This window comes from Xanthomonas sp., from assembly GCF_017163755.1.
GTDB lineage: Bacteria > Pseudomonadota > Gammaproteobacteria > Xanthomonadales > Xanthomonadaceae > Xanthomonas_A.
On record NZ_JAFIWC010000018.1, the window covers coordinates 97,813 to 122,506 of the forward strand.

22 protein-coding genes are annotated in these 24,694 nt (G+C 69.6%); 8 read left to right on the forward strand and 14 right to left on the reverse strand.

Annotated features, from left to right (window positions below; genetic code table 11):
• The first annotated feature begins 3 nt into the window (after positions 1–3).
• Positions 4–987: a bile acid:sodium symporter family protein gene (locus tag JR065_RS13385; RefSeq protein WP_206234743.1), complete on the forward strand. Its 984-nt coding sequence runs from the start codon at positions 4–6 to the stop codon at positions 985–987.
• Positions 988–1,244: 257 nt separating this feature from the next.
• Positions 1,245–2,834: a thioredoxin family protein gene (locus tag JR065_RS13390; RefSeq protein ID WP_206234745.1), complete on the forward strand. Its 1,590-nt coding sequence runs from the start codon at positions 1,245–1,247 to the stop codon at positions 2,832–2,834.
• Positions 2,835–2,998: 164 nt separating this feature from the next.
• Here JR065_RS13390 and JR065_RS13395 read toward each other — a convergent pair whose 3' ends face one another.
• Genes JR065_RS13395 through JR065_RS13415 form a run of 5 tightly spaced genes read right to left on the reverse strand, consistent with a single transcriptional unit; the run spans position 2,999 to position 6,927 of the window.
• A complete protein-coding gene (locus tag JR065_RS13395; protein ID WP_206234746.1) occupies positions 2,999–3,466 on the reverse strand; it encodes a hypothetical protein in 468 nt (155 codons plus the stop codon).
• Positions 3,463–4,380, reverse strand: coding sequence for a heme o synthase (cyoE, locus tag JR065_RS13400; RefSeq protein ID WP_241093610.1), 918 nt, complete (start codon positions 4,378–4,380; stop codon positions 3,463–3,465). Before cyoE ends, JR065_RS13395 begins: the two co-directional genes overlap by 4 nt.
• Positions 4,381–4,385: 5 nt before the next feature.
• Positions 4,386–5,549 (reverse strand): COX15/CtaA family protein, encoded by a 1,164-nt coding sequence (locus tag JR065_RS13405; protein ID WP_206234748.1) that lies wholly within the window; start codon positions 5,547–5,549, stop codon positions 4,386–4,388.
• Positions 5,550–5,559: 10 nt separating this feature from the next.
• Positions 5,560–6,135 (reverse strand): hypothetical protein, encoded by a 576-nt coding sequence (locus JR065_RS13410; RefSeq protein WP_206234749.1) that lies wholly within the window; start codon positions 6,133–6,135, stop codon positions 5,560–5,562.
• A 27-nt stretch (positions 6,136–6,162) separates the two neighbouring features.
• The gene (locus tag JR065_RS13415; RefSeq protein WP_206234750.1) at positions 6,163–6,927 is read right to left on the reverse strand and encodes an SURF1 family protein; all 765 of its coding nucleotides are present in this window, start codon (positions 6,925–6,927) and stop codon (positions 6,163–6,165) included.
• 30 nt (positions 6,928–6,957) lie between these two features.
• Between JR065_RS13415 and JR065_RS13420 the strand changes: the two genes are divergently transcribed.
• Positions 6,958–7,176, forward strand: coding sequence for a twin transmembrane helix small protein (locus tag JR065_RS13420; protein WP_206234751.1), 219 nt, complete (start codon positions 6,958–6,960; stop codon positions 7,174–7,176).
• A gap of 323 nt (positions 7,177–7,499) precedes the next feature.
• Here JR065_RS13420 and JR065_RS13425 read toward each other — a convergent pair whose 3' ends face one another.
• Genes JR065_RS13425 through JR065_RS13445 form a run of 6 tightly spaced genes read right to left on the reverse strand, consistent with a single transcriptional unit; the run spans position 7,500 to position 12,260 of the window.
• Positions 7,500–8,375 (reverse strand): cytochrome c oxidase subunit 3, encoded by an 876-nt coding sequence (locus JR065_RS13425; protein WP_206234752.1) that lies wholly within the window; start codon positions 8,373–8,375, stop codon positions 7,500–7,502.
• A gap of 20 nt (positions 8,376–8,395) precedes the next feature.
• Positions 8,396–8,986, reverse strand: coding sequence for a cytochrome c oxidase assembly protein (locus JR065_RS13430; protein ID WP_206234753.1), 591 nt, complete (start codon positions 8,984–8,986; stop codon positions 8,396–8,398).
• Entirely contained in the window at positions 8,983–9,114 is a 132-nt protein-coding gene (locus JR065_RS21745; protein ID WP_277420149.1) for a hypothetical protein, read from the reverse strand. Before JR065_RS21745 ends, JR065_RS13430 begins: the two co-directional genes overlap by 4 nt.
• Complete coding sequence (ctaD, locus tag JR065_RS13435) at positions 9,114–10,724, reverse strand: cytochrome c oxidase subunit I (RefSeq protein ID WP_206234754.1); 1,611 nt, start codon at positions 10,722–10,724, stop codon at positions 9,114–9,116. The genes JR065_RS21745 and ctaD overlap by 1 nt, the downstream gene beginning before the upstream one ends.
• A gap of 31 nt (positions 10,725–10,755) precedes the next feature.
• A complete protein-coding gene (gene coxB, locus JR065_RS13440; RefSeq protein WP_241093611.1) occupies positions 10,756–11,724 on the reverse strand; it encodes a cytochrome c oxidase subunit II in 969 nt (322 codons plus the stop codon).
• A 59-nt stretch (positions 11,725–11,783) separates the two neighbouring features.
• Complete coding sequence (locus JR065_RS13445; RefSeq protein WP_206234756.1) at positions 11,784–12,260, reverse strand: DUF2244 domain-containing protein; 477 nt, start codon at positions 12,258–12,260, stop codon at positions 11,784–11,786.
• A gap of 289 nt (positions 12,261–12,549) precedes the next feature.
• Between JR065_RS13445 and putA the strand changes: the two genes are divergently transcribed.
• Entirely contained in the window at positions 12,550–15,735 is a 3,186-nt protein-coding gene (putA, locus tag JR065_RS13450) for a bifunctional proline dehydrogenase/L-glutamate gamma-semialdehyde dehydrogenase PutA (RefSeq protein ID WP_429001869.1), read from the forward strand.
• Between the two features lie 331 nt (positions 15,736–16,066).
• Here putA and JR065_RS13455 read toward each other — a convergent pair whose 3' ends face one another.
• Positions 16,067–17,407 (reverse strand): outer membrane protein transport protein, encoded by a 1,341-nt coding sequence (locus JR065_RS13455; protein ID WP_206234758.1) that lies wholly within the window; start codon positions 17,405–17,407, stop codon positions 16,067–16,069.
• Between the two features lie 232 nt (positions 17,408–17,639).
• Here JR065_RS13455 and JR065_RS13460 point away from each other — a divergent pair, with 232 nt between their 5' ends.
• Both JR065_RS13460 and JR065_RS13465 read left to right on the forward strand, forming a co-directional pair.
• On the forward strand, positions 17,640–18,332 hold the full coding sequence (locus JR065_RS13460; protein WP_206234759.1) for a rhomboid family intramembrane serine protease: 693 nt from the start codon (positions 17,640–17,642) through the stop codon (positions 18,330–18,332).
• Positions 18,333–18,360: 28 nt separating this feature from the next.
• Complete coding sequence (locus JR065_RS13465; RefSeq protein ID WP_206234760.1) at positions 18,361–18,681, forward strand: DUF1820 family protein; 321 nt, start codon at positions 18,361–18,363, stop codon at positions 18,679–18,681.
• A 217-nt stretch (positions 18,682–18,898) separates the two neighbouring features.
• On the opposite strand, the gene JR065_RS13470 is transcribed toward JR065_RS13465, so the two are convergent.
• Together JR065_RS13470 and JR065_RS13475 are read right to left on the reverse strand one after the other, a co-directional pair.
• Positions 18,899–20,395 carry a S41 family peptidase gene (locus tag JR065_RS13470; RefSeq protein ID WP_206234761.1) on the reverse strand — a complete coding sequence of 499 codons (1,497 nt, stop codon included), beginning with the start codon at positions 20,393–20,395 and terminating at the stop codon, positions 18,899–18,901.
• 113 nt (positions 20,396–20,508) lie between these two features.
• Positions 20,509–21,825 (reverse strand): murein hydrolase activator EnvC family protein, encoded by a 1,317-nt coding sequence (locus JR065_RS13475; protein ID WP_429001868.1) that lies wholly within the window; start codon positions 21,823–21,825, stop codon positions 20,509–20,511.
• Between the two features lie 101 nt (positions 21,826–21,926).
• On the opposite strand from JR065_RS13475, the gene JR065_RS13480 reads away from it, so the two are divergent.
• Both JR065_RS13480 and JR065_RS13485 read left to right on the forward strand, forming a co-directional pair.
• A complete protein-coding gene (locus tag JR065_RS13480) occupies positions 21,927–22,589 on the forward strand; it encodes a hypothetical protein (RefSeq protein ID WP_206234763.1) in 663 nt (220 codons plus the stop codon).
• 67 nt (positions 22,590–22,656) lie between these two features.
• Entirely contained in the window at positions 22,657–24,384 is a 1,728-nt protein-coding gene (locus JR065_RS13485; protein WP_206234764.1) for a M28 family metallopeptidase, read from the forward strand.
• Positions 24,385–24,694: the final 310 nt, after the last annotated feature.

A 24,694-nucleotide genomic window follows, 5' to 3' on the forward strand; every position in this document is an offset into this window, starting at 1 on the left:
CCGATGGCCTGGTTGAAGAAGCTGCGCATCGAGCCGTTCACCCTGGCCTTGCTCGGCACCGTGCTGCTGGCCTCGCTGCTGCCGGTGCACGGCCGCGCCGCGGCGGCGATGGACACCGCCACCGACGTGGCGATCGCCGCGCTGTTCTTCCTGCACGGCGCGCGCCTGTCGCGCGAGGCGATCGTCGCCGGCGCGCTGCACTGGCGCCTGCACCTGACCATCCTGGCCGCGACGTTCGTGCTGTTCCCGCTGCTCGGGCTGCTGCTCAAGCCGCTGTCGCACTGGCTGCTGACCCCGGAGCTGTACATCGGCGTGCTGTTCCTGTGCGCGCTGCCGTCCACGGTGCAGTCGTCGATCGCGTTCACCTCGATGGCCGGTGGCAACGTGCCGGCGGCGGTATGCAGCGCGTCGCTGTCCAGCCTGCTCGGCGTGTTCCTGACGCCGCTGCTGATGGGCCTGCTGGCCGGCGCGCAGAGCGCGATGGCCCATCCGCTGGAGGCGATGGGCAGGATCATGCTGCAGCTGCTGGTGCCGTTCGTGGCCGGCCACCTGCTGCGGCGCTGGATCGGCGGCTGGGTCGAGCGCCGCCGCGCGGTGCTGCGCTACACCGACCAGGGGGTGATCCTGCTGGTGGTCTACACCGCCTTCAGCGCCGCGGTGATCGAGGGCCTGTGGCGCAAGACCCCGGCGCCGGCGCTGCTCGGCGTGGCGGCGGTGGCGGCGCTGCTGCTCGCGGTGGCGATGATCCTGATCACCTACGGCGCGCGGCGGCTGGGCTTCGACCGTCGCGACGAGATCCCGATCGTGTTCTGCGGCTCGAAGAAGAGCCTGGCCACCGGCGTGCCGATGGCCAAGGTGATGTTCGCCAGCGGCAGCCTCGGCGCGATCGTGCTGCCGGTGATGATCTATCACCAGATCCAGCTGATCGTCTGCGCCTTCATCGCGCAGCGCTATGCGCGCGGCGCGGCGGCGGGCCGGCGAGACTAGCCGCAGCGGTACGCGGAGGCGGCTATCGGCCGGATCTCCACGATGCAACTGGAACCTGCGCGACACCCCGCCGCCGGGTTCTTGCCGGCGCGCCGCGGCACTGCACCGGCGGACATGGCGGCCGCTGCCGCCGAGCCGCGGCATATGCAGATGCGCAAGCGGAATGTCTGCGACGCGGCCCGCTCGGTAGAGTGCGCGATTGACGCGCTGGCGTGCACGGCACGCGCGCCACCCTTCCCTCGCCTGGTGTCCGCCGCATGCGTCGTACGTTCCGCCGTTCCGCGATGACCTCCGCCGGCCTGGCCGCGCTGCTGACGCTGGGTGCCTGCGACAAGCCCCCCGTTGCGGACCCGCCCAAGGCGGCGGCCGTGCCAGCCAAGGCGCCGGACACGGCCGGCATCGCCTGGCGCGAGGGCGACGTGGACGATGCCTTCGCCGAAGCGCGCGAACACCACAAGCCGGTGCTGCTGTACTGGGGCGCGGCCTGGTGCCCGCCCTGCAACCGGCTCAAGGCTACCCTGTTCAAGGACCCTGCCTTCATCGCCCGCACCCGCGCGTTCGTCGCCGTGCACCTGGATGGCGATTCGGAAGGCGCGCAGGCCTGGGGCGAACGCTTCGGCATCAAGGGCTACCCGACCATCATCGTGCTGCGCCCGGATCGCAGCGAGGTCACCCGCCTGGCCGGCGACAGCGACAGCGACCGGCTGGCCGAGGCGTTGCGCGTGGCGGCGACCCGCACCACCACCTCGGCGCAACTGCTGCAGCAGGCGCTGCAGGCGCCCGCCACGCTCAGTGCCGACGACTGGACCCTGCTCGGCGAGTACGGCTGGGCGGTGGATGCCAGCCAGTTGCTCAAGCCGGACCAGGCCGCCGGCGTGCTCGCGCAACTGGCGGCCGCGGCGCCGCAACCGGCCCTGCAGCGGCGCTTCGCCCTGCTGGCGCTGGCCGCGCAGCCGCCGGGTAGCGCCGGCGCCGCCGACGCCCCCCACCGTGCCGCGCACCGCGACCTGCTGCAGGCGGTGCTCGCCGATCCGGCGCAGGTGCGCGCCAACCGCAGCACGCTCACCTACGCGGCGCGCGAGCTGGTGCAAGCCGCGGCCGCCGACGCCGCCGAACGCAGCGCCTTGTCGAGCGCATTGACCCGGGCGCTGGACCAGGTCTACGCCGACGCGAGCCTGCCGATCAGCGATCGCCTCGACACCGCCTATGCCGACATCCAGCTGGCGCGGCTGGCGCAGGGCCAGCCGGCCGATCCGGGCGACGCGCCGCCTCCGCCGCTGCCGGCCGCGGTGGCCGACAAGGTGCAGCAGCGCGTGCGCTGGGCCGAGCAGGCCGCCAAGACCGACTACGAACGCCAGTCCACGATCAGCAACGCCGCCGGCCTGCTCGATGCCGCCGGCGACAGCGCCGGCGCCGAACAGCTGCTGCTGGCCGAGCTGGGACGCAGCAAGACCCCGTACTACTACATGCCGGAACTGGCCGACTTGGCCGAGGCGCGCAGCGACCGGCAGACCGCGCTGTACTGGCTGAAGAAGGCCTACGAGAGCGCCGAGGGCCCGGCCACCCGGGTGCAGTGGGGCGTGCTCTACGTCGATGGCCTGATCCGGCTGAAGCCCGACGACAGCGCCGGGATCGAGGCCGCTGCCGGGCAGGTCATCGGCGAGCTGGCGGGACAGCCCGGCGGCTACCACCAGCGCACCCGGCAACGCTTCGACACCCTGGCCAAGGCGCTGCAGGCCTGGAGCAGGCAGCATGGCGGCGGCCCGGTGCTGCAGCGCCTGCAGCAGCGGATGCAGCGCAGCTGCGCCAGCCAGGACCGCGACGGCTGCCAGCACTGGCTCGGCTGAGCCTGCCCATCGCGCAACGCTCCGGTTCTTGCGGGAGCGCATGCCAGGCCGTGCGTGCGCCTGCGCGTTCGTGCACCGCGCCGAGCGCCATCGACGGCCTCGAACGCCGCTCCGATCCGCGGCAGCGGCGGCGCCAGCGCCCACGCCGCGGGTCACCACGCAGCTCAGTCGGCGGCCGTGGCCGGCCACAGCGTCGCCACCACCGCCATCTTCACCCGCGGCGGGCCGAGCGTGGCGGCCACGCGCCAGCCGTGCGCGGGCTGGCGCTGCAGCGTGTAGCGCAGCCGCTCGCTGCCGCCGTGCGGATGCGGCATCAGCTGCCAGGACGCGGGCAAGGCCAGGGTGTCGGCATATTCGAACAGCACCACCACCTCGCAGCGCGCGACGGCGCTGCAGCGCACCGCGCCGCGCTGCCAGCCGCGCACCGCGTGCAGCACGTCCCAGCCCGGTTCGTCGTAGCCGCGCGGCGCCACGATGTAGCGCGCGAACGGCCAGGCCTGCAGCCGGCCGCCGCCCAGTTCGAACGCCAGGTAGGCATCGATCGCCTGCTCGGGCGTGTCCCACGCCCATGCCGGCAGCGGCAGCGCCGCCAGCGCCAGCAGCGCGGCGCCGCGCAGGCGTCTGCCGCTCACGCGCCGGCCGGCATCGGCATCGCCAGTGCCGGCATCAGCCAGTGGTCCACCAGCAGGAACGCGAACAGCGCCATCAGGTACACGATCGAGTAGCCGAACATGCGCATCGAGAACATCTCGTCCGGCGGGTCGAGCATGCGCCAGGCGAACCACACGAACACCGCATCGAGCACCAGCGTGCCGCCGAGGTAGAACACCCCGCTCATGCCCACCGCCACCGGCAGCAGCGTCACCACCACCAGCAGCAGCGTGTACACCAGGATCTGCCTGCGGGTGTGCGCCACGCCGTGGGTCACCGGCAGCATCGGCACCGATGCCTTGGCGTAGTCGGCGCGGCGGAAGATCGCCAGCGCCCAGAAGTGCGGCGGCGTCCATACGAAGATGATCAGCACCAGCAGCGACGCGTACGCCCAGTCCCACTGCCCCTGCATGCCGGTGATCGCGGCCCAGCCCAGCAGCGGCGGCGCGGCGCCGGCCAGGCCGCCGATGACGATGTTCTGCGGCGTGGTGCGCTTGAGGAACACGGTGTAGATCACTGCATAGCCGATCAGCGAGGCGAAGGTCAGCACCGCAGTGATCGTGTTGACCCAGATCACCAGGATCGCCATCGACAGCGCGGTCAGCAGCGTGGCGAACAGCAGCACCTGCCACGGCCGTACCTTGCCCACCACCAGCGGCCGCCACGAGGTGCGCGCCATCTGCGCGTCGATGCGCGCGTCCAGCAGCTGGTTGATCGCCGCCGCCGCCGAGGCGGCCAGCCAGATGCCGAAGAAGCCGATCAGGCCGGTGCGCACCTGCGCCCAGCTCGGCACCCCGGGAATCGCCAGGCACATGCCGACCAGCGCGGTGAACACGATCAACGCCACCACCTTGGGCTTGGTCAGGTCCCAATAGTCGCGCCAGTGGATACGCATCGTCGTCATTCCGGCGCGCGCAGCCGCGCCAGCAGCGACACCAGCACGAACAGCAGCGCCACCGCGCCGGCGTTGTGCAGCACCGCCACCGGCAACGGCAGCGCCAGCTTGACGTTGAGCACGCCCAGGCTCACCTGCGCCAGCAGCAGTACCGCCAGCGCCGTCGCCCAGCCGCGCATGCCCGGCGAGCGGCCCAGCCGCCATCCCAGCCACAGCAGGTAGGCGGCCACCACCACCGCCATCATCCGGTGCGCCATCTGGATCGCGATGCGCGACGCGCCATCGAGCACGCCGCCTTCGTAGTCCACGCCGATGCCGCGCCACAGGGTGAAGCCTTCGCGGAAATCGTGCGGCGGCCACCACTGGCTGACGCACTTGGGAAAGTTGTCCGCCGACCAGCTGCCGCCGCCGCAGGCCAGCGCCGCGTAGTTGGCGCTGACCCAGCCGCCGAGCGCGATCTGCAGCGCCAGCACCGCCACGCCGATGCGCAGCAGCCATTTCAGCCGCGACGCGTCGGCCAGGGTGATCGGCAGGTGGGTCGCCCGCCAGGCCATCCACACCAGCAGCGCGAACATCAGCAGGCCGCCGAGCAGGTGCCCCATCACCACGATCGGCTTGAGCAGCAGGGTCACCGTCCACATGCCCAGCAGCGCCTGGAAGATCACCACCGCCAGGGTCAGCGCCGCCGCGCGCGCCAGGTCGGCGTTGGACCAGCGCAGCGCCGCCAGCAGCAGGATCGCCTCGCCCGCGCCGGCCAGCGCCATCGCCAGCGATGGCCAGCCGGACATGTACAGCGGGATCGACAGCGCCACCAGCGTCGCGGCACCGACGATCTGGGCGATGCCCAGGCGCCGCCGGCGCGCGGCCAGCAGCGACAGCACCAGCACTTCCACGCCCAGCGCCCCGGCCAGGAAGCGGTGCACCTGCTCGCGCCAGGCCTTGTGCGTCTCCAGCGGCCGGATCTTGCTGGCCGCATGCGCATTGGCCTCGTCGCTGCTCTGCGGCCAGGTCACCCGGCCATAGCAGGTCGGCCAGTCCGGACAGCTCATGCCCGCATCGGACAGGCGCACGAACGAGCCGAACATGATCGTGCTGGCGGTGAACAGCGCCGCCAGCCAGGCCATGCGGTGGAAGTGCCGAAACAGCGCCGGTGGCGCGAACAAGTTCATAGGACGTGGCTCACAGGAGTTTCAGCAGCTTCGACAGGTCCGCACGCAGGTCCGCCGGGTCGAACCCCGGCGCATAGCGCAGCACCACGAAGCCGTTCGGATCGATCACGTAGACCGGCACCCCGGCCGGATCGTCCACCCGCGGCAGCGCCGCGCGCAGCGCCGGATCCGGCCGCAGCGCGCGCAGTTCGGGCATCGCCGGCAGGCCCGGCGGCGGCGTGCCGATCCACAGGATCTGCACGTGATCGGCGTTGTGCCCGAACAGTTGCCAGACCTTGTCCAGGTCGCGCGCCAGCGCGAGGCAGGCCTCGCGGCAGTCGGCCGGCGGCGCCAGCACGATCCGCCACAGGCGCTGCGACGGCGCCCAGGGATACGCGCTGCCGTCGTGCAGGCGCGGTTGCAGCGCGCGCAGGTCGGCGGGCGGCGACAGCAGTTCGCCATGGTTGCGGTTGCCGGCCGGCTGCCAGCCGGAGAAGCGCAGCGCGCCGGCCACCAGCATCGAGCCGAAGAACAGCGCGAACAGCGCGATCAGCATCCAGCGGCCGCGACGGACCGCCTGGCGTTGGACCGGGGGAGAGGCATTCATGCCGGCGATTTTCTCATGCGCGCGCGCTCAGCGCCTGCGCCGATCCTTGCGCGAACGCCAAGTCAGCACCGCGGCGGTGAACAGGACCGCCAGCGCCAGCCCGAACCACTGCACCGCGTAACCCAAGTGGCGCTCGGGCGGCAGCGTGTTCGGCAGCAGTTCCAGGTCGCGGGTGTAGCCCATCGGCAACGCCGGATCCAGGCGCAGCACCTGCGACAAAATGTCGCGGCGGCCCAGCGCCTGGCCGATCGCCTGCGGCTCCATGCGCATCGCCAGCCAACGCTGCGCGGGCGGCGCCGGCGCCGGTACCAGCGCCGGGCCCAGCGCCAAGCCGTGCGACGGCGGCGGGGCGAGCAGCCCGCGCAGCGCGTAGCGGCCCTGCAGCGGTGGCGGCGCAGGCAAGGTGCGGTCCGGCGGCAGCGGCAGCCAGCCCAGTTCCACCAGCAGCGGCCGCGCGCTGCCATCGGCCAGGAACGGCTGGTACAGCTTTACGCCGCCGCGGCCCTGGCGCAGCTGGTTGTCCAGCAGGACCTGTCCCGGCAGGAAGCGGCCGGCGCCCTGCACCCAGGCCAGCCGTGCCGGATCGTCCGCGCGCAGCGCATCGGCCAGCGCCACCGTGCGCTGGCGCACATGCGCGGCCTGGTCGAGCAGCGCCTGTTTGTGCTGCATGCGCTGCAGCTGCCAGACGCCCAGCGCGCAGAACAGCAGCGCCACGACCAGCGCCGCGGCCCAGCCGAACAGCAGCGGGCCGCGCGCGCGCGAAGCGATACGCGGAGCGGCGGCCAGGGTCATAATGCGCACACACCGCTCGCCGAGATGCGTATGAACGACTCGTTGAAGACGTTGCTGATAGTCGCGTTCCTGATCGTCATCGTCTGGAATCTCGGCGCCGGCCTGTACTACCTGTTGGTGGACCGCGGCCAGAGCAAGCGCACGGTGAACGCGCTGACGCGCCGCATCGCGCTATCGGTGGGACTGATCCTGCTGGTGATCCTGGGCATCTATACCGGGGTGATCAAGCCGCATGGGATCGCGGGATAGGACTCGGGACTCGGGACTCGGGACTCGGGACTCGGGACTCGGGACTCGGGACTCGGGACTCGGGACTCGGGACTCGGGACGGCAGGATGATGCCCCGGGGCAAATCGATGTCAAGCGATTTGATGCAAAAAGAGGCCGCTTTTTTTTCAGAAAAAGCGGCCTTTCTTATGCGCTCCGGCGCAACCGCTTTTCTGTAGGAGGGGCTCAGCCCCGACGCCTTACCGGCAAAGCGTCGGGGCTGAAGCCCCTCCTACAGAAAAGCACAAATGCAGCGCACCCGCGCAATGCTCCGAGTCCCCGGTCCCGAGTCCCGAGTCCCGGCCTCACAACACATAAACGAACAGGAACAACGCCAGCCACACCACGTCGACGAAGTGCCAGTACCACGCGGCCGCTTCGAACGCGAAATGGTTGTCGCGGCTGAAATGCCCGCGCGAAGAGCGCAGCCACATCACCAGCAGCATGATCGTGCCCAGCGCCACGTGCGCGCCGTGGAAGCCGGTGAGCATGAAGAACGTGGACCCGTAGATGCCCGAGCCCAGGGTCAGGTTCAATTCCTTGTAGGCATGGATGTATTCCTCGGCCTGCAGGAACAGGAAGACGATGCCCAGCAGCACGGTCAGCCCCAGCCACACCATCAGCTGGCCGCGGCGACCGGCCTTCAGCGCGTGGTGGGCGATGGTCAGCGTCACGCCGGAGCTGAGCAGGATCAGCGTGTTGATCAGCGGCAGGCCCCACGCCGGGATCGTCTGGAACTGGCCGCCGATCGCGCCCGGGCCATTGGTCGGCCACGCGGCCGAATAGCCGTCCCACAACAACGCATTGGTCATCACGCCGTCGCCGCTGCCGCCCAGCCACGGCAGGGTGAAGGCGCGGGTGTAGAACAGCGCGCCGAAGAACGCGCCGAAGAACATCACCTCGGAAAAGATGAACCACACCATGCCCATGCGGAACGACACGTCGACCTGGCGGTTGTAGTGCCCGGCGATCGACTCGCGGATCACGTCGCCGAACCACATGAACAAGGTCGCCACCAGCATCGCGATGCCGGTGAAGAACGTCCACTTGCCCCACGACGCGTCGTTGAGCCAGCTGGCCACGCCGATCATGGTCACGAACATCGCGATCGAACCGATGAACGGCCAGCGGCTGTGGCTGGGTACGTAATAGGCGGTGGCGTCGGTGGTGGGCTGGGCCATGGCGGGTTTTCCGGATCGGGTCAGGGGGCTGCGTGCGTGGAACCGGACAGCTTCGGCGAGCCCAGTTCGGCGCTCAGCGCATCGTTCTTGAAGAACGTATACGACAAGGTGATGGTGGTGACATCGGGCGGCAGGTCCGGATCGACGATGAAGCGCACCGGCATGTCGCGCTTCTCGCCGGCCTGCAGCGTCTGCGCGGTGAAGCAGAAGCACTCGGTCTTGGTGAAATAGCCCGACGCGCGCGCCGGCGCCACCGACGGCACCGCGCTGCCGACGATGGCGCGGTCGCTGTCGTTGCGCGCGTAGTACAGCGCTTCGTTCAGTTCGCCCGGCACCACGACCATGGTCAGTTGCTCGGGATGGAACGACCACGGCAGCTTGGAATTCACGCCGCCATCGAACTCCACCTTCACCGTGCGCTTGCCGACCAGCGCCTTGCCGGCCTGCGCACCGTCGCCGGGACCGCGCTCCAGGCGCACGCCGAAGACCTTCTCGCAGGCGATGCGGTACAGCGGCACCAGCGAGAACGTCAGCACGAACACCGCCAGTGCCACGCCGACCAGCTTGAACACGCCGGCGTTGCTGTGCACGGGACCGGCCGGCGCGTTCATCGGCCAAGCACTCCGGACAGGATGAAGCCGGCATAGATCAGCACCGCGACCGCGCCCACCAGCAGCGCGGTGCGCACCGCGCGCTTGCGGCGCACGGCCAGGTCGTCGAGGGGCGGATGCGGCGTCATCAGTGGCTGATGTCGTCGTGGGCCAGGTCGCCGGGCTTGAGCACCGGCGGCAGGGTGAAGGTATGCGCCGGCGCCGGCGACGGCACCGTCCATTCCAGCCCGCGCGCGCCTTCCCACGACCGCGCCTCGGCGCGCGCGCCGCTGCGCAGCGAGGCGATCAGGATGCCGGCCATCAGGAACGGGGTGACGAACATGCCGAACGCGCCGATCGAGCTGACCATGTTCCAGTCGGCGAACACCACGTTGTAGTCGGGGATGCGCCGCGGCATGCCGGCCAGTCCGAGGAAGTGCTGCGGGAAGAACAGCAGGTTGACGAACAGCATCGTCCACCAGAAATGGAACTTGGCCCAGGCCTCGCTGTACATGCGCCCGGTCCACTTCGGCCACCAGTAGTACACCGCGGCGATCAGCGCGAACACCGCGCCGGTGACCAGCACGTAGTGGAAGTGCGCGACCACGAAGTAGGTGTCGTGGTACTGGAAGTCGGCCGGCACGATCGCCAGCATCAGCCCGGAGAAGCCACCGATGCTGAACAGGATGACGAACGACACCGCCCACAGCATCGGCGCCTCGAAGGTCAGCGAGCCCTTCCACATCGTGCTGACCCAGTTGAACACCTTCACCCCGGTGGGGATGGAGATCAGCATCGTGGCGAACATGAAGTAGATCTCGCCGCCCAGCGGCATGCCCACGGTGAACATGTGGTGGGCCCAGACGATGAAGCTCAAGAACGCGATCGCCGCGATCGCGTAGACCATCGCCTGATAGCCGAACAGCGGCTTGCGGCTGAAGGTGGGGATGATCTCGCTGACCACGCCGAAGGCCGGCAGGATCATGATGTAGACCTCGGGGTGACCGAAGAACCAGAAGATGTGCTGGTACATCACCGGGTCGCCGCCGCCGGCGGCGTTGAAGAAGCTGGTGCCGAAGAACTTGTCGGTCAGCAGCATGGTCACCGCGCCGGCCAGCACCGGCATCACCGCGATCAGCAGGAACGCGGTGATCAGCCAGGCCCAGCAGAAGATCGGCATCTTCAGCAGGTCGATGCCCGGCGCGCGCATGTTCAGCACGGTGGCGATGATGTTGATCGCGCCCATGATCGAGCTGATGCCGGCCACGTGGATCGCGAACACGCTGAAGGCCACGTTGTAGCCGCCCTGCAGCGACAGCGGCGGATACAGCGTCCAGCCGCCGGCGGGCGCGCCGCCGGGAATGAACAGGGTCATCAGCAGCAGGGTGAAGGCCACCGGCAGCAGCCAGAACGACCAGTTGTTCATGCGCGGCAGCGCCATGTCCGGCGCGCCGATCTGCAGCGGGATCATCCAGTTGGCCAGGCCGACGAAGGCCGGCATCACTCCGCCGAAGATCATCACCAGCGCATGCACGGTGGTCATCTGGTTGAAGAACTCGGGCTTGACGAACTGCAGGCCCGGTTGCGCCAGCTCCGCACGGATCACCACGCTCATCGCCGCGCCGATGATGAACATCGTGAAGCTGAAAAGCAGGTAGAGCGTGCCGATGTCCTTGTGGTTGGTGGAGAAGAACCAACGCTCGACGAAGCTCTGCTGGTGCCCGTGCTCGTCGTGATGGTCGACTGCGGAATGGGCCATGGCGGCTACCTCAGAAAAAGGATGCAGAAGGTCAGGCGGCGCGCACGGTCAGGTGCGAGTCGAAACGAAGGCGGAGCAACGAGGCTTGCGGCGGCGCCGCGGGCGCGGCCGTTTCGGGCGCCGCGGCGTCCGGCGCAGCGGGAGCCGGAGCCGGGGTCTGCGCCGGAGCCGCCGGCGCGGGCGCCGCGGCAGGCGCGGGCGCGGCCGGCGCGGCGGCCGGCTTGCGTGCCGCCAGCCACTTCTGGAATTCCTGCTTGGACACCGCCTCGACCACGATCGGCATGAACGCATGGTCCTTGCCGCACAGCTCGGCGCACTGCCCGCGGTACACGCCCGGGGTCTCGATGCTGGTCCAGGCCTCGTTGATGATGCCGGGAATCGCGTCCTGCTTCCAACCCAGCGCCGGCACCCACCATGCGTGGATCACGTCGTTGGCGGTGATCACGAAGCGCACCTTGGTGTTCACCGGCAGCACCAGCCGGTTGTCCACGTCCAGCAGGTAGTGCGGATCGCTCTCCAGGGTCGGCACCTTGCCGCTCTGGCGCATGCGGTCCGAACCGCGCTCCAGGCGGCTGGTGAACGACACGTTCTGGCCCAGGTACTCGTAGTGCCACAGCCACTGGTAGCCGGTGACCTTGACCGTCAGCTCGGCGTCGCGGGTGTCGTACATCGCGATCAGCTTGGCGGTGGCCGGCCAAGCCATCACGATCAGGATCAGCACCGGGATCACGGTCCAGACGATCTCGGCCTTGGTGTTATGGCTGAATTGCGCGGCGACCGCGCCCTTGGACTTGCGGAACTTGAACATCGCATAGGCCATCGCCCCGAACACCAGCAGGCCGATGACCACGCACACCCACAACGCGATCATGTGCGCGTCGTACGCATTGCGCGCGCTCTGGGTGACGCCCCTGCCCATGTTCAGCTGCCAGGGCTTGGGGTCGGCCGATTGCGCCCATGCCACCGGTGCGGCCGTCGCCGCGGCCAATGCCATCCCCATCCTGACCGCCTGTTGCTTCCATCTGCCGCATTGCTTCATTGCCTAGACCCCTTGGAGCGTCATCGGTTGCGGCCGGTCGCGGCCGCCAGCAAGCCTTCCAGGGTCTGCGCCAGCTCGCGGCGCTCGCCCGGCCCGAGAAATTCGCCTACCCGGACCTGCCTGCCGCTTGACGCCAGCACCACCCTGTCGTCGCCTTCGATCCGCAGCCGCACCCAGTGTGGATGGGCGCGGAACGCCGGCGTTACTGCATTCGTGCGGGTCACTTCCACGCAGCCCGGACCCACCCGGATATCCTCTTCTCGCTCGCCGCTGCGCCATACCCAGCGCAACGCAAGCGCCACCATGACGCTATGAAGCAGGGCGAACGCAGGCGCGAACACGTTGCCGGCGAGCCACCCCAACCCTGCCCCCGCCCACATCGCGCCGGCCAGCGCGGCGAACAACAGGACGAACTGCCGGGCGTTGAGCGCCCGCGGCGGTCGCAGCCGCAGCTGCGTACCCGACCCCTCCGAAGAAAACGGAAACATTTCGATCATGTCGAACCGCGCTTCCGAGCCGCCTGGCTTCGAGCCGAGAGCACGCTTCGATGGTAGCCCCCGGCCTGCGCGCGGGCAAGCGCGGGTTCATCATAAAAAATGCTGCATTGCAACCTGACGCGTGCGGACAGGCGCCGACGCGCGCCCCGCCGTCGCCTGTCGCGTGTGGCGACGGGCATCAGGGCAAAGCCGGGGCGCGCTGCGCGGGCAGGCGCTGGCATACCATATGCCGGTCTTTCCTGACCTCTTCCGCATGAACGCATTGTCTGGCGCCGGCACCTCACCGGCGATGCCGTCCGCGACACCCTCGCCGCTGCTCAGCCCCGAACTCCCCCCCGCTCCCCACGCCCTGCGCGCCGCGATCACCGCCGCGTGGCTCAAGGACGAAACCGAACATGTGCGCGAACTGATCGAGCAGGCGCGCCTGCCCGCCGCCGAGCAGGCCAAGGTGCAGGCGCTGGCCGCCGACCTGGTCACCCGCGTGCGCGCCCGCGCCCAGGACCAGGGCGCGATCGAGGCCTTCATGCGCCAGTACGACCTGGGCAGCGAGGAAGGCGTGCTGCTGATGTGCGTGGCCGAGGCGCTGCTGCGCATCCCCGACCAGGACACCGCCGACAAGCTGATCCGCGACAAGCTCGGCGACGCCGACTGGAAGAAGCACATGGGCGAAAGCGACTCGGTGCTGGTCAACGCCTCCACCTGGGGCCTGATGCTCACCGGCAAGCTGGTGCAGATCAACGACCTGACCCGCGCCGACGTCGCCGGCGCGTTCAAGCGCCTGATCGGCCGCGTCGGCGAGCCGGTGATCCGCCTGGCGGTGCGCCAGGCGATGAAGATCATGGGCCACCAGTTCGTGATGGGCCGCACCATCGGCGAGGCGCTGTCGCGCTCGAAGAAGGGCGACAACGCGCACTACCGCTACTCGTTCGACATGCTCGGCGAAGGCGCGCTGACCATGAAGGACGCGCATCGCTACCTCGACGCGTACCGCCAGGCGATCCACGCCATCGGCCGCAGCGGGCCGAACGGCTCGTACCAGGGCAGCGACGTGTTCGCCGCGCCCAGCATCTCGATCAAGCTGTCGGCGCTGTATCCGCGCTACGAGCACGCCAAGCGCGCGCGGGTGATGGCCGAGCTGGTGCCGGGCGTGCTGGAACTGGCGCAGCTGGCCAAGTCCTACGGCATCGGCTACACGGTGGACGCCGAGGAAGCCGACCGCCTGGAGCTGTCGCTGGACATCATCGAGGCCACCTACTCCGACCCGTCGCTGGACGGCTGGGAAGGCTACGGCCTGGCAGTGCAGGCCTACCAGAAGCGCACCCCGTACACGATCGACTTCCTCGCCGACCTGGCGCGCCGCGTCGGCCGCCGCATCCCGGTGCGCCTGGTCAAGGGCGCGTATTGGGACGCGGAGATCAAGCGCGCCCAGGTCGAAGGCCATCCGGGCTACCCGGTGTTCACCCGCAAGCAGAACACCGACGTGTCCTACTTGGCCTGCGCGCGGCGCATGTTCGCGCACAGCGACGCGCTGTACCCGATGTTCGCCACCCACAACGCGCAGACCATCGCCGCGGTGCGCGCCATCGCCGCCGGCAAGGACTACGAGCACCAGAAGCTGCACGGCATGGGCGACGACCTGTACGCCGAGGTCATCCCCGCCGACCGCCTGGGCGTGCCGTGCCGCGTGTACGCGCCGGTCGGCTCGCACGAGGACCTGCTGCCGTACCTGGTGCGGCGCCTGCTCGAGAACGGCGCCAATTCCAGCTTCGTCAACCGCATCACCGACGAGGACGTGGCCATCGAGGACCTGATCCGCGATCCGGTCGAGGCCGTGTCCTCGTTCGCCTCCATCCCGCATCCGAAGATTCCGCTGCCGGCCGACCTGCTGCGCAGCCAGAACCACAACAGGAAGAATTCCATGGGCGCCAACCTCGCCAACGACAACGACCTGCGCGCGCTGGCCGACCAGCTCAACGCCGCGATCAAGCCCTGGCAGGCCGCGCCGCTGGTGCCCGGCGCGGTGATCGCCAGCGAGCCGCTGCCGGTGACCAACCCCGCCGACCGCCGCCAGGTGGTGGGCCGCTGGCAGCCGGCCGACGCCGCCGCCGTGGAGAAGGCGCTGGCCAATGCGGTCGCCGCGCAGCCGGCCTGGGACCGCACCCCGGCCGCCAGCCGCGCCACCATCCTCGAGCACGCCGCCGACCTGCTGGAAGCGCGCCTGCCCGAGTTCATCGCGCTGTGCGTCAGGGAGGCCGGCAAGACCCTGCCCGACGGCGTGGCCGAAGTGCGCGAGGCGGTGGATTTCCTGCGCTACTACGCCGGCCAGGCGCGCGCCCAGTTCGGCGCGCCCGAGCGCCTGCCCGGGCCGACCGGCGAATCCAACGAACTGCAGCTGCATGGCCGCGGCGTGTTCGTATGCATCAGCCCGTGGAACTTCCCGCTGGCGATCTTCCTCGGCCAGGTCGCCGCGGCGCTGGCCGCCGGCAACAGCGTGATCGCCAAGCCGGCCGAGCAGACCAACCTGGTCGGCCATGCCGCGGTGAAGCTGCTGCACGAAGCCGGCGTGCCGGAAGCGGCGGTGCAGTTCCTGCCCGGCGACGGCGCCACCGTCGGCGCCGCGCTGACCCGCGACCCGCGCGTGGCCGGCGTGGCCTTCACCGGCTCCACCGACACCGCGCGCGCGATCAACCGCGCCATGGCCGCGCGCGACGCGGCGATCGGCGTGCTGATCGCCGAGACCGGCGGCCAGAACGCGTTCATCGCAGACTCCTCGTCATTGCCGGAAGCGGTGGTCAAGGATGCGATCTCCAGCGCCTTCATCTCCGCCGGCCAGCGCTGCTCGGCCGCGCGCGTGCTGTTCGTGCAGGACGACATCGCCGACAAGGTGATGACCATGCTGGCCGGCGCGATGGCCGAACTGAAGGTCGGCGACCCGGGCCTGCTGTCCACCGACGTCGGCCCGGTGATCGACGCCGACGCGCTGCAGATCCTCACCGAGCATGCCGCGCGCATGGACCGCGAGGCGCGGCTGATCGCCGTCGCCGCCACCGACGACGGCACCGCCCACGGCAGCTTCTTCGCGCCGCGCGCCTACGAGCTGCAGTCGCTGGCGCAGCTGCAGCGCGAGATCTTCGGCCCGGTGCTGCACGTGCTGCGCTGGAAGGCCGACCAGCTCGACGCGGTGATCGACCAGATCAACGCCACCGGCTACGGCCTGACCCTGGGCGTGCATTCGCGCATCGACGAGACCATCGACCGCATCGCCGCGCGCGTCCAGGTGGGCAACGTCTACGTCAACCGCAACCAGATCGGCGCGGTGGTCGGCGTGCAGCCGTTCGGCGGCCAGGGCCTGTCCGGCACCGGCCCCAAGGCCGGCGGCCCGCACTACCTGCTGCGCTTCGCCACCGAAAAGGTGGTCACGGTCAACACCACCGCGGCCGGCGGCAACGCCTCGCTGCTGACGCTGGGCGACTGAGCGGCCGCGCCCGGCGTTTCTTCGGATTTTGAAGTGCTGGATGGTTTGTGGGAGCGACTTCAGTCGCGACGGGCATCACCGGTAAAGCCCGTCGCGACTGAAGTCGCTCCCACAGGGTGACTTGGCGACAACGTCAGCCATGCCGATGCACAGGCATAGGCACAGGCACAGGCATCCGCTAGCGTCGCCGAGGTGCCTGACTAGGCTCTCCAGCAATCAATCGCACACGCTGCCGGATCCGGGCCGTAAACAAAAAAAGCCCCGCTTCTGCGGGGCTTTTTTCTGTCCGCCGCGGCCTGCGCCGCGGCGGTTCACTGCAGCACCGGCCCGATCAGAACTTGTAGTTGATCGAGGCCGCCAGCACGTCGCCGCGCACATCGTAGGCGCCGACCAGCGTGTTGCCGGTGGCGCTGGTGGTGGCGATGCTCGGGTCGCTGGTGAACAGGTGGGTGTAGCCGAAGTTGTACTCGGCCTGCTCGGACGGACGCCAGCTCAGACCCAGCGAGACCCACTTGCGGCTCGCGTCGGGCACGCGCACGTCGCGGTGCGCTTCGGTGGTCGGGGTCTGGTCGTAGGCCAGGCCGCCGCGCAGCGTCAGCGCATCGCTCATGCGGTAGTCGGCACCGATGGAGACGAAGGTGGTGTCGCGGTAGGAGAAGTCCAGCACGCTGTCGGGCTGGTTGGAGGCGAAGTCCACCGTGACCTGGTCGAACTTGCTCCAGGCGGTACGGGTGACGTCGGCCATCACCGACCACCGCTCGTTGACGTTGTGGGTGAAGCTCATCGTCGCGCTGGCCGGCAGCTTGACCGTGGCGCGGCCCTTGGTGTCGACGAAGGTGCCCGGCGCGGCGACGCCGAGCACGGTGGCCGCATTGCCCGGCACGGTGAAGTTGGCATCGCCGTCGGTGATCTTGTGCTCGACCTGCGAGCGGTAGCTCAGGCCGATGTGGGTGTTCTCGTCGATGCTGAACAGGCCGCCCAGGGTGAAGCCGACCTCGGTGCTGTCGCCCTTGATGTTCGAGTAGCCGTCGGCGCTGCCCGGCGCGAAGCCGGGGACGCGGCGCGAGGCCAGCACGGTGCCGAAATCGACCGCGTTGGCCAGCTCGATGTCCAGGCGCTCGGCGAACACCGACGCGCCGAAGGACACGTACGGGTTCACGTCGTAGGAGAACGCCACGTTGAAGTCGATCGCCTGCAGCTCGGTCTTGGTGCCGTTGTAGCGGCCGACCCAGTCGCGGTCGTATTCGGTCTTGAAGCCGAACGGCACGGTCAGCGAGGTGCCGAGGTGCATGTTGTTGTTCTCGCCGAACGGCAGGTGGAAATACGCCGCCGGGACCGGCGCGATCATGCCGGCGTCGCCGCCGTCGCCGCCGGAAATCGGCGCGCCGGTGGCATAGGTGCCGCTTTCGCCCTTGTACTTGGCCGAGAAGCTGATCGCGCTGACGTCGGCCTGGAACAGGCGGCCGTCGAGCTGGCGCATGCCGGCCGGGTTGTTGGCGATGATCGAGGCATCGTCCGGGGCGCTGCCGGAACCGGCGAAGGCGCGGCCCAGGCCCTTGGCGCTGTTTTCCTTCAGCTGGAAGGCGGCGCCGTGCGCCTGACCGATGGTCAGGGCGCCGACGATGCCGACGGCCAGGGCGGTGAAACGGACGAACTGGGTTGCGTTGTGCATGGCTTGTTACTCTCCGGAAGACGGTAGGTGTCTGTGTACGCGCCTGCGCGGACCGGCCTGGCAGGCCCGATCCGCGCGCCGGAGTCCCCTCCCGACATACGACGCCGTATGCAGTATAACCGTCCGCGTTAACTCAACAATAACAATATCGTCCGTTCAGCTTCGCCAGGAGTGGGCATGTGTTCAGCCGGGTGAAGTGGGTATCTTACGGGCCGGGTTTTTCGGTATCGGCATGTTCGTCTCCATTCCTTCCCGCGACAGGACCACGCTGCGCTGGGCCACGCCGCTGCTGTTCGCGGCGATGTGGCTGGCGTTCCTGTGGTCGATCAGCCGCCCCGACGAGGCGCGCGGCACCCTGTGGCTGGACTGGGGCGCGCTGTCGGCCGGGGTCGCCAGCCCGCAGGACTGGCTGGCGACGGTGCAGGACGGCAGCGTGCTGCGCCTGTTCACCGCGCTGTTCCTGCATGCCGACTGGTCGCATCTGCTCGGCAACCTGGTGTTCCTGCTGATCTTCGGCCTGCCGGCCGAACGCGTGCTCGGCCCGTGGCGGTTCCTGCTGCTGTTCCTGGGCGGCGGCGCGATCTCCAACCTGGCCGCGGTGTTCGCGATCGGCACCCCGGACCGGGTCATCATCGGCGCCAGCGGCGCGGTGTCGGCGCTGATCGGCACCTACCTGGCGCTGTTCCCGCGCGCCAAGCTCGGCGTGGTGCTGCCGCTGGGGCTTTTCCTGGAATTCGTGCGCGCGCCGGCCTCGCTGCTGATCGGCATCTGGGCGGCGCTGCAGGTGGTGTTCGCCTACATCGGCCCGGCGTTCGGCATGGTGGCGTGGTCGGCGCACCTGACCGGCTTCGCCTTCGGCATGGCCTACGGCCTGTACGTGCGCGCGGCGATCGCCCGGCGCATGCGCAAGCGCAAGGGCTTCTGAGCCGCCACCGGCCGCTTATAATCGCGGCATGGCCAAGCCTTTGTACAAAGTCACGTTCCTCAACCACGGCAAGGTGTACGAGCTGTACGCGCAGCAGGTCGGCAGCAGCCACCTGTGGGGCTTCAGCGAGATCGGCGAACTGGTGTTCGACGTGCACGACGGCCTGGTGATCGACCCCACCGAAGAACGCCTGCGCGAAGAATTCGGCAACACCAAGGTGCTGCACCTGCCGATGCAGAGCATCGTGCGCATCGAGGAAGTGGAGAAGAAGGGCCTGTCCGCGATCCGCGACGCGACCACCGGCGAAAAAGTGGTCACCCCGTTCCCGATGCCGGCCAAGCCGCGCTGAGCCGGCGAGCCGCGCTGAACCAAGCCGATCGCGCAGCGCAGTTGCGATTGTCGCCCTGCCCTTGTAGGAGCGGCTTCAGCCGCGACCCGGCCCTATCGGGGTAAATCCGGGTCGCGGCTGAAGCCGCTCCTACAGCACCGCCCGGATCGGAATGCGCTAGGTCGCACTGATGACCCGCGCTGCGCACTGCGCAGCGCGGCGTCGTGCCGCCAGCATGTCAGTTGCCAGAAGGCGGCGCCGGCATGTCGGTCTTGGGCGGATCGACCTTCGGTGCTTCCAATTTCGGCACATCGGGCTTCGGCGCTTCGGCCTTGGGCGCGAGCGTCGCCGGCTTCGCTGCGGTCGGCGTGGCCGCCTTCGGCTTGGCCCTGACCGGCTTGGCGGCGGCGGCCTTGGCCACCGCGCCGGGCTGCTTCAGCTCGGCCAGCGCCTGCGCGATCGGCGCATCGCCCGGCAGCACGTCGCCGGCGCTGTAGCCTTCGGCGCCTTCGTCGTCGCCATGCAGGTGGCCCGGCAGCTTGGCTTCGCTGTAGTCGCTCAGCGAGGCCGGCGTGTCCTCGTCGGCGCTGGCCTCCGGGTGCAGCACCACCTCCGGCACGATGCCGCTGGCCTGGATCGACTTGCCGCTGGGCGTGAAGTAGCGCGCGGTGGTCAGCTTGACCGAGTCGCCGTTGTCCAGCGGCAGCACGGTCTGCACCGAACCCTTGCCGAAGGTGCGGCTGCCGACGATGCGCGCGCGCTTGTTGTCGCGCAGCGCGCCGGCCAGCACTTCCGAGGCGCTGGCCGAACCGGCGTCCACCAGGGCCACCATCGGCGCGCCCTGCAGCAGGTCGCCGGGCGTGGCGTCGAACTTGGAATCGCTGACCGAGATGCGCCCGCGGGTGCTGACGATGCCGCCCTTGTCGAGCAGGTCGTCGGCCACCTGCACCGCCGAGGTCAGCAGTCCGCCGGGATTGCTGCGCAGGTCCAGCACCAGGCCGCGCAGCTTGCCGCCGGCCTTGGACTGCAGCTGCTCCAGCTGCTTGTGGAAATCCGCGCCGGTGTCGGCCTGGAAGGTGCTGATGCGCACGTAGCCGTAGCCCGGCTCGAGCATGCGGCTGCGCACGCTGGCCACGCGGATCTTTTCCCGGGTCAGGGTCACGTCGAACGGCTTGTCGACCTTCTCGCGGACGATGGTCAGCACGACCTTGCTGCCCGACTCGCCGCGCAACGGTTCCATCGCCTTGACCGCGGTGATCGGCTTGCCGTCGATCGCGACGATGAGGTCGCCCGAGCGCAGGCCGGCGCGCGCGGCCGGGGTGTCGTCGATCGGCGACACCACCTTCAGCGTGTTGTCCGGCAGCTGCAGCAGTTCCACGCCGATGCCGTCGTAGGCGCCGGTGGCCTGTTCGTCGAACGCCTCGGCGTCCTCCTTGCTGAAGTAGGTGCTGTGCGGGTCCAGGTCCAGCAGCAGGCCGCGGATCGCCGACTGCATCAGCTTCTTGTCGTCCACCGGATCGACGTAGGCTTCCTTCACCGCGTTGTACACCGCCACGTAGCGCCGGATCTCGTCCAACGGCACGCGCGAGGCGGCCGATTCGGTGGCGTCCGGGTCGTCCGCGTCCGGAGCGTCGTCGGCGCTGGCCGCGGTCGGGGCCGGCTCGGGCGCGGTCTGCGCCATCGACGGCAGCGGCGCCAGAGCAAGCAGCAGGGCAGCGGACAGGACTACGCGCATGAAGCACTCCGATAAGGGGAAGGCGGCGCCGTCCACGACGCAGCTGCCCGGATTATGCGCGAAGCCAGGCTAAATTCGCGTTGAACGCCGCCATGCGCGCAGCCCGGCGCGGTTCAGCGGCGCTGCAGCCACGACGACGGGTCCACCGGCTGTCCGTTACGGCGCAGTTCGAAGTACAGCGCCGGCCGGCCCTGCCCGCCCGAGTTGCCGACCTTGGCCACCGCGTCGCCGCGCTTGACCTGGTCGCCGGCATCGCGCAGCAGCGCATCGTTGTGCGCGTACAGGCTCATGTAGCCGTTGCCGTGATCGACGATCAGGATCATGCCGTAACCGGTCATCCAGTCGGAGAACACCACGGTGCCGTCGGCCACCGCGGTGATGGTGCTGCCGGCCGCCGCGCCGATCAGCACGCCGCTGCTGGTACGTCCGTCCGGCAGCCTGCCGCCGTAGCGGGCGAGCAGGTCGCCGGACAGCGGCCAGCCCAGGCCGCCGACCTTCAGCGCCGGCGCCGACGCCACCACCTTGGGCGGCGTCCTGCTGCCGCCGCGCGTCCCCGGGTTCTTCGCCGCCGCCTTCGCCTGCGCCGCCTGCTCGGCGGCGGCGCGCTTGGCCGCCGCGCGCCGCTCGGCTTCGGCACGCGCGGCCGCCACACGCAGGTTGGCGAGCAACGTCTCCAGCGCCTTGGCGTCTTCGCCCAGCGCCTTTTCCCGCTCGCTGCGGTCGCGGTAGCGCTGCTCCAGCTCGGACATCACGCTGGCGCGCTGCTTGCGGTCGCGGACCAGCGCCGCCGCCTGCTCCTGCTGCTCGCGTTGCGCCTGGCTCAACTGCTGCTGCTGGGCGATGACGTCCTTCTGCACCTGTTCCAGCGCTTCCAGTTCGTGGGTCAGGGCGGCGATGCGCTGCGTGCGCTCGCGCTGCAGATAGCGGTGGTAGGCGAGCAGGCGATTGGCATCGGCGACGCGGTCCTGAGCCAGTAGCAGCTTCAGCGGCGCGTTGCCGCCGATCGCATAGGCCGCGCGCAACAGCTGCGCCAGCTCGGCGCGCTGCCGGCCCAGGCCGCTGCGCAGGCCATCGCGCTTGCGCTCCAGTTCGGCCAGGGTCTGCTGGTGCCGGCGCAGCGCCTGCTGGGTCTGCGCCAGGGTGCGGCCGGTGAGCGCCACCTTCTCGTCGGCCTCGCGCAGCTTCCGCGCCGCGTCGCCGCGCCGCCCCTCCAGCTCGCGGCGCTCGGCGGCGATGCTGTTCAGCTCGCCGCGCACCTTCTGCAGCTTGCGTTCGGCCTCGCGCGGGTTCTGCGCCGACGCCAGCGCCGCGGCCAGCAGCCACAGCGCGGCGCCGGCGCGCCACCAGCCGCGGTGGCGCGCGGACAGCTTCCCGCCCGCGTCCACGACGGACGGTGCGGGACTGGGCGAGGCGCGGTCGGCTGCGGGCAAGGGCGTGTCCAGTGACTTCAGGCAGGTGTGGATTGTAGCGAAGCGTGTTGTCATCCCCTCGAAATCCCTGCCGCGCTCGAGCGGCGTCCTGGAGGTGCCCCATGAAGCGTACGCAACTATCGGTCCTGCTGGTCCTGGCCCTGGGCGCCGGCCCTGCGCTGGCCGCCGAAGACATCAGCAAGGTCAACGGCAGCGTCACCGCAGAGTCCGGCAGGCAGTACGGCGACCTGGAGACGGTGAACGGCAGCATCACCGTGGAAGCGCGCGCCCAGGCCAACGACGTGGAAACCGTCAACGGCAGCATCAAGATCGGCGATCACGCGCAGACCAAGGGCGTGTCGACGGTCAACGGCGGCATTCGGGTCGGCCAGCAGGTACAGGTCTCCGGCAGCATCGAAACCGTCAACGGCGGCATCTTCGTCGACCGCGGCAGCCGCGTCAGCGGCAGCGTGGAAAGCGTCAACGGCGGCATCGGCCTGGTCGCCACCGAGCTGGGCAAGGGCATCGAGACCGTGAACGGCGACATCACCGTCGGCCACGATTCGCACGTCGCCGGCGGCATCGAAGTCAGCAAGCCCAACTTCAACATGTCGTTCAAGCCTTCGCGCAAGCCGCGGGTCATCGTCGGCCCGCGCGCCGTGGTCGACGGTCCGCTGCACTTCGAACGCGAGGTGCAGCTGTACGTGCACCGCAGCGCCAAGACCGGGCCGATCACCGGCGCCACCGCCCAGGTCTTCGAAGGCGATACCGCACCGGAGAACTGAGCCGCGCCAGCGAAGCGCCGCGGCTTGCCTATAGAATCGGGATTCCATCGACTTCATGGACCCCCGCATGTCACGCAAGCTCCTGCTATGCCTCGCCGCGGCGGCCGCGCTGTCCGCCTGCAAGCGCGAAGAGTCCGCCCCGGCGGCGGCCGCCGCACCGGCGCCCGCCGCGCCCGCGACCGCCCCCAGCCACGCGTTCAGCGCCGACATCGCCCCGGCCGACTTCGGCGAACTGGTCAAGACGCTGTCCTCGGACGAATTCGAGGGCCGCGGCCCCGGCACCGCCGGCGAGGAAAAGACCGTCAGCTACATCCGCGACCAGATGCAGCGCATCGGCCTGCAGCCGGGCAACGGCGACAGCTGGTATCAGGACGTGGCGATGACCGAGACCACCGCCGATCCGGCAACCACGCTCAAGCTCGACGTGAACGGCAAGCCGCGCGAACTGAAGTTCGGCAGCGACATGGTGATCGGCACCCGCACCGGCCAGACCGAGGTCAAGATCGACGGCAGCGACATGGTCTTCGTCGGCTACGGCGTCGATGCGCCCGAGCAGAAATGGAACGACTACGCCGGCCAGGACTGGAAGGGCAAGACCGTGGTGATGTTCGTCAACGACCCCGGCTTCCATGGCGAAGACGGTTCGTTGTTCGAAGGCAAGCGCATGACCTACTACGGGCGCTGGACCTACAAGTTCGAGGAGGCCGCGCGCAAGGGCGCCGCGGCGGCGCTGATCGTGCACGACACCCCCGGCGCCAGCTACGGCTGGGACGTGGTGAAGAATTCCTGGTCCGGCGCGCAGTACGACCTGCCGGCCAAGGACGATCCGGAACCGCGCATTCCGGTGCAGGGCTGGATCACCGCCGAGACGGCCAAGCAGCTGTTCGCCGGCGCCGGCCTGGACCTGGCGCAGGCGTACAAGGATGCAGGCAAGCCGGGCTTCAAGCCGGTCCCGCTGAAGGCCAAGCTGTCGGTCGACCTGAAGAGCAGCATCTCGGAGAAGAAGTCGCGCAACGTGGTCGGCGTGCTGCCCGGCGGCAGCCGCGCCGACGAGGCGGTGCTGTACATGGCGCACTGGGACCACCTCGGCAAGCACGAGGGCGAATCCGGCGACAACATCTACAACGGCGCGGTCGACAACGCCACCGGCGTGGCCGGCATCCTGGAGATCGCCGACGCGTTCGCGCATCAGCAACCCAAGCCGGAACGCTCGGTGGTGTTCCTGGCGGTGACGCTCGAAGAGTCGGGCCTGCTCGGTTCCAAGTACTACGTGGCGCATCCGACCTTCCCGCTGAACAAGATCGCCGGCGTCATCAATCTCGACGCGCTGCCGGTGGCCGGACGCGCCAAGGACCTGGTGGTCAACGGCTTCGGCAGCTCCGAGCTGGAGGACGTGCTCAAGCCGATCGCGGCCGCGCAGGGGCGCGTGCTGCACGCCGAGTCGTCGCCGCAGAGCGGCTTCTATTTCCGCTCCGATCACTTCAACTTCGCCAAGGCCGGCGTGCCGGCGCTGTACATCGATGGGGGCGAAGACCTGATCGATGGCGGCATCGATGCCGGCAAGCGCGCGTCCGAAGACTACGGCAAGCACCGCTACCACACCCCGGCCGATCAGTACGACCCGGCGACCTGGAAGCTGGAGGGCATCATGGACGATCTGCAGGCGGTCTATGGCGTGGGCAAGGAACTGGCCGGCGGCGACGCTTGGCCGAACTGGTACCAGGGCAATCCGTTCAAGGCCGCACGCGACAGCATGATGGGCGGCGCCAAACCGGCGCAGCCGGCCTCCAAGTAACAAGTAATCGGCGGCCGCAGTAGATCCAACGACGACGGCGCTCAGGCGCCGTTTTCGTTGGCGCATCTTCAATGTCGCCCGCTTCACCTCCCGCACAACCGCCCGCGGGGGAGGATGGGGTTTCTTCACGCTGCAGGAGCAACCCCATGATCGATTCGAAGACATTGGCTCGCCCGCGGTATGCGGTGTTGCTGTCGTTGCCGCTGTGGGCAGGCGTGGCGTTTGCGCAGCAGTCGCCGGCGCCGACGGTATCGGCGGGTGCGGCGGCGTCCTCGCCGTTGACGGAGTCGCAGGTGCGCGCGCAGTTGAG

Excerpts from the sequence above, each read along its gene's own strand:
- JR065_RS13470 (WP_206234761.1), bottom strand. The coding sequence starts at position 20,395 with ATGCGCGTAGTCCTGTCCGCTGCCCTGCTGCTTGCTCTGGCGCCGCTG.
- JR065_RS13480 (WP_206234763.1), top strand. The coding sequence starts at position 21,927 with ATGAAGCGTACGCAACTATCGGTCCTGCTGGTCCTGGCCCTGGGCGCC.
- JR065_RS13485 (WP_206234764.1), top strand. The coding sequence starts at position 22,657 with ATGTCACGCAAGCTCCTGCTATGCCTCGCCGCGGCGGCCGCGCTGTCC.
- putA (WP_429001869.1), top strand. The coding sequence starts at position 12,550 with ATGCCGTCCGCGACACCCTCGCCGCTGCTCAGCCCCGAACTCCCCCCC.
- JR065_RS13420 (WP_206234751.1), top strand. The coding sequence starts at position 6,958 with ATGAACGACTCGTTGAAGACGTTGCTGATAGTCGCGTTCCTGATCGTC.
- cyoE (WP_241093610.1), bottom strand. The coding sequence starts at position 4,380 with ATGCGTATCCACTGGCGCGACTATTGGGACCTGACCAAGCCCAAGGTG.
- JR065_RS13405 (WP_206234748.1), bottom strand. The coding sequence starts at position 5,549 with ATGAACTTGTTCGCGCCACCGGCGCTGTTTCGGCACTTCCACCGCATG.
- JR065_RS13385 (WP_206234743.1), top strand. The coding sequence starts at position 4 with ATGGCCTGGTTGAAGAAGCTGCGCATCGAGCCGTTCACCCTGGCCTTG.
- JR065_RS13390 (WP_206234745.1), top strand. The coding sequence starts at position 1,245 with ATGCGTCGTACGTTCCGCCGTTCCGCGATGACCTCCGCCGGCCTGGCC.
- JR065_RS13455 (WP_206234758.1), bottom strand. The coding sequence starts at position 17,407 with ATGCACAACGCAACCCAGTTCGTCCGTTTCACCGCCCTGGCCGTCGGC.
- JR065_RS13460 (WP_206234759.1), top strand. The coding sequence starts at position 17,640 with ATGTTCGTCTCCATTCCTTCCCGCGACAGGACCACGCTGCGCTGGGCC.
- JR065_RS13445 (WP_206234756.1), bottom strand. The coding sequence starts at position 12,260 with ATGATCGAAATGTTTCCGTTTTCTTCGGAGGGGTCGGGTACGCAGCTG.
- JR065_RS21745 (WP_277420149.1), bottom strand. The coding sequence starts at position 9,114 with ATGACGCCGCATCCGCCCCTCGACGACCTGGCCGTGCGCCGCAAGCGC.
- JR065_RS13430 (WP_206234753.1), bottom strand. The coding sequence starts at position 8,986 with ATGAACGCGCCGGCCGGTCCCGTGCACAGCAACGCCGGCGTGTTCAAG.
- JR065_RS13415 (WP_206234750.1), bottom strand. The coding sequence starts at position 6,927 with ATGACCCTGGCCGCCGCTCCGCGTATCGCTTCGCGCGCGCGCGGCCCG.
- ctaD (WP_206234754.1), bottom strand. The coding sequence starts at position 10,724 with ATGGCCCATTCCGCAGTCGACCATCACGACGAGCACGGGCACCAGCAG.
- coxB (WP_241093611.1), bottom strand. The coding sequence starts at position 11,724 with ATGGGGATGGCATTGGCCGCGGCGACGGCCGCACCGGTGGCATGGGCG.
- JR065_RS13465 (WP_206234760.1), top strand. The coding sequence starts at position 18,361 with ATGGCCAAGCCTTTGTACAAAGTCACGTTCCTCAACCACGGCAAGGTG.
- JR065_RS13425 (WP_206234752.1), bottom strand. The coding sequence starts at position 8,375 with ATGGCCCAGCCCACCACCGACGCCACCGCCTATTACGTACCCAGCCAC.
- JR065_RS13410 (WP_206234749.1), bottom strand. The coding sequence starts at position 6,135 with ATGAATGCCTCTCCCCCGGTCCAACGCCAGGCGGTCCGTCGCGGCCGC.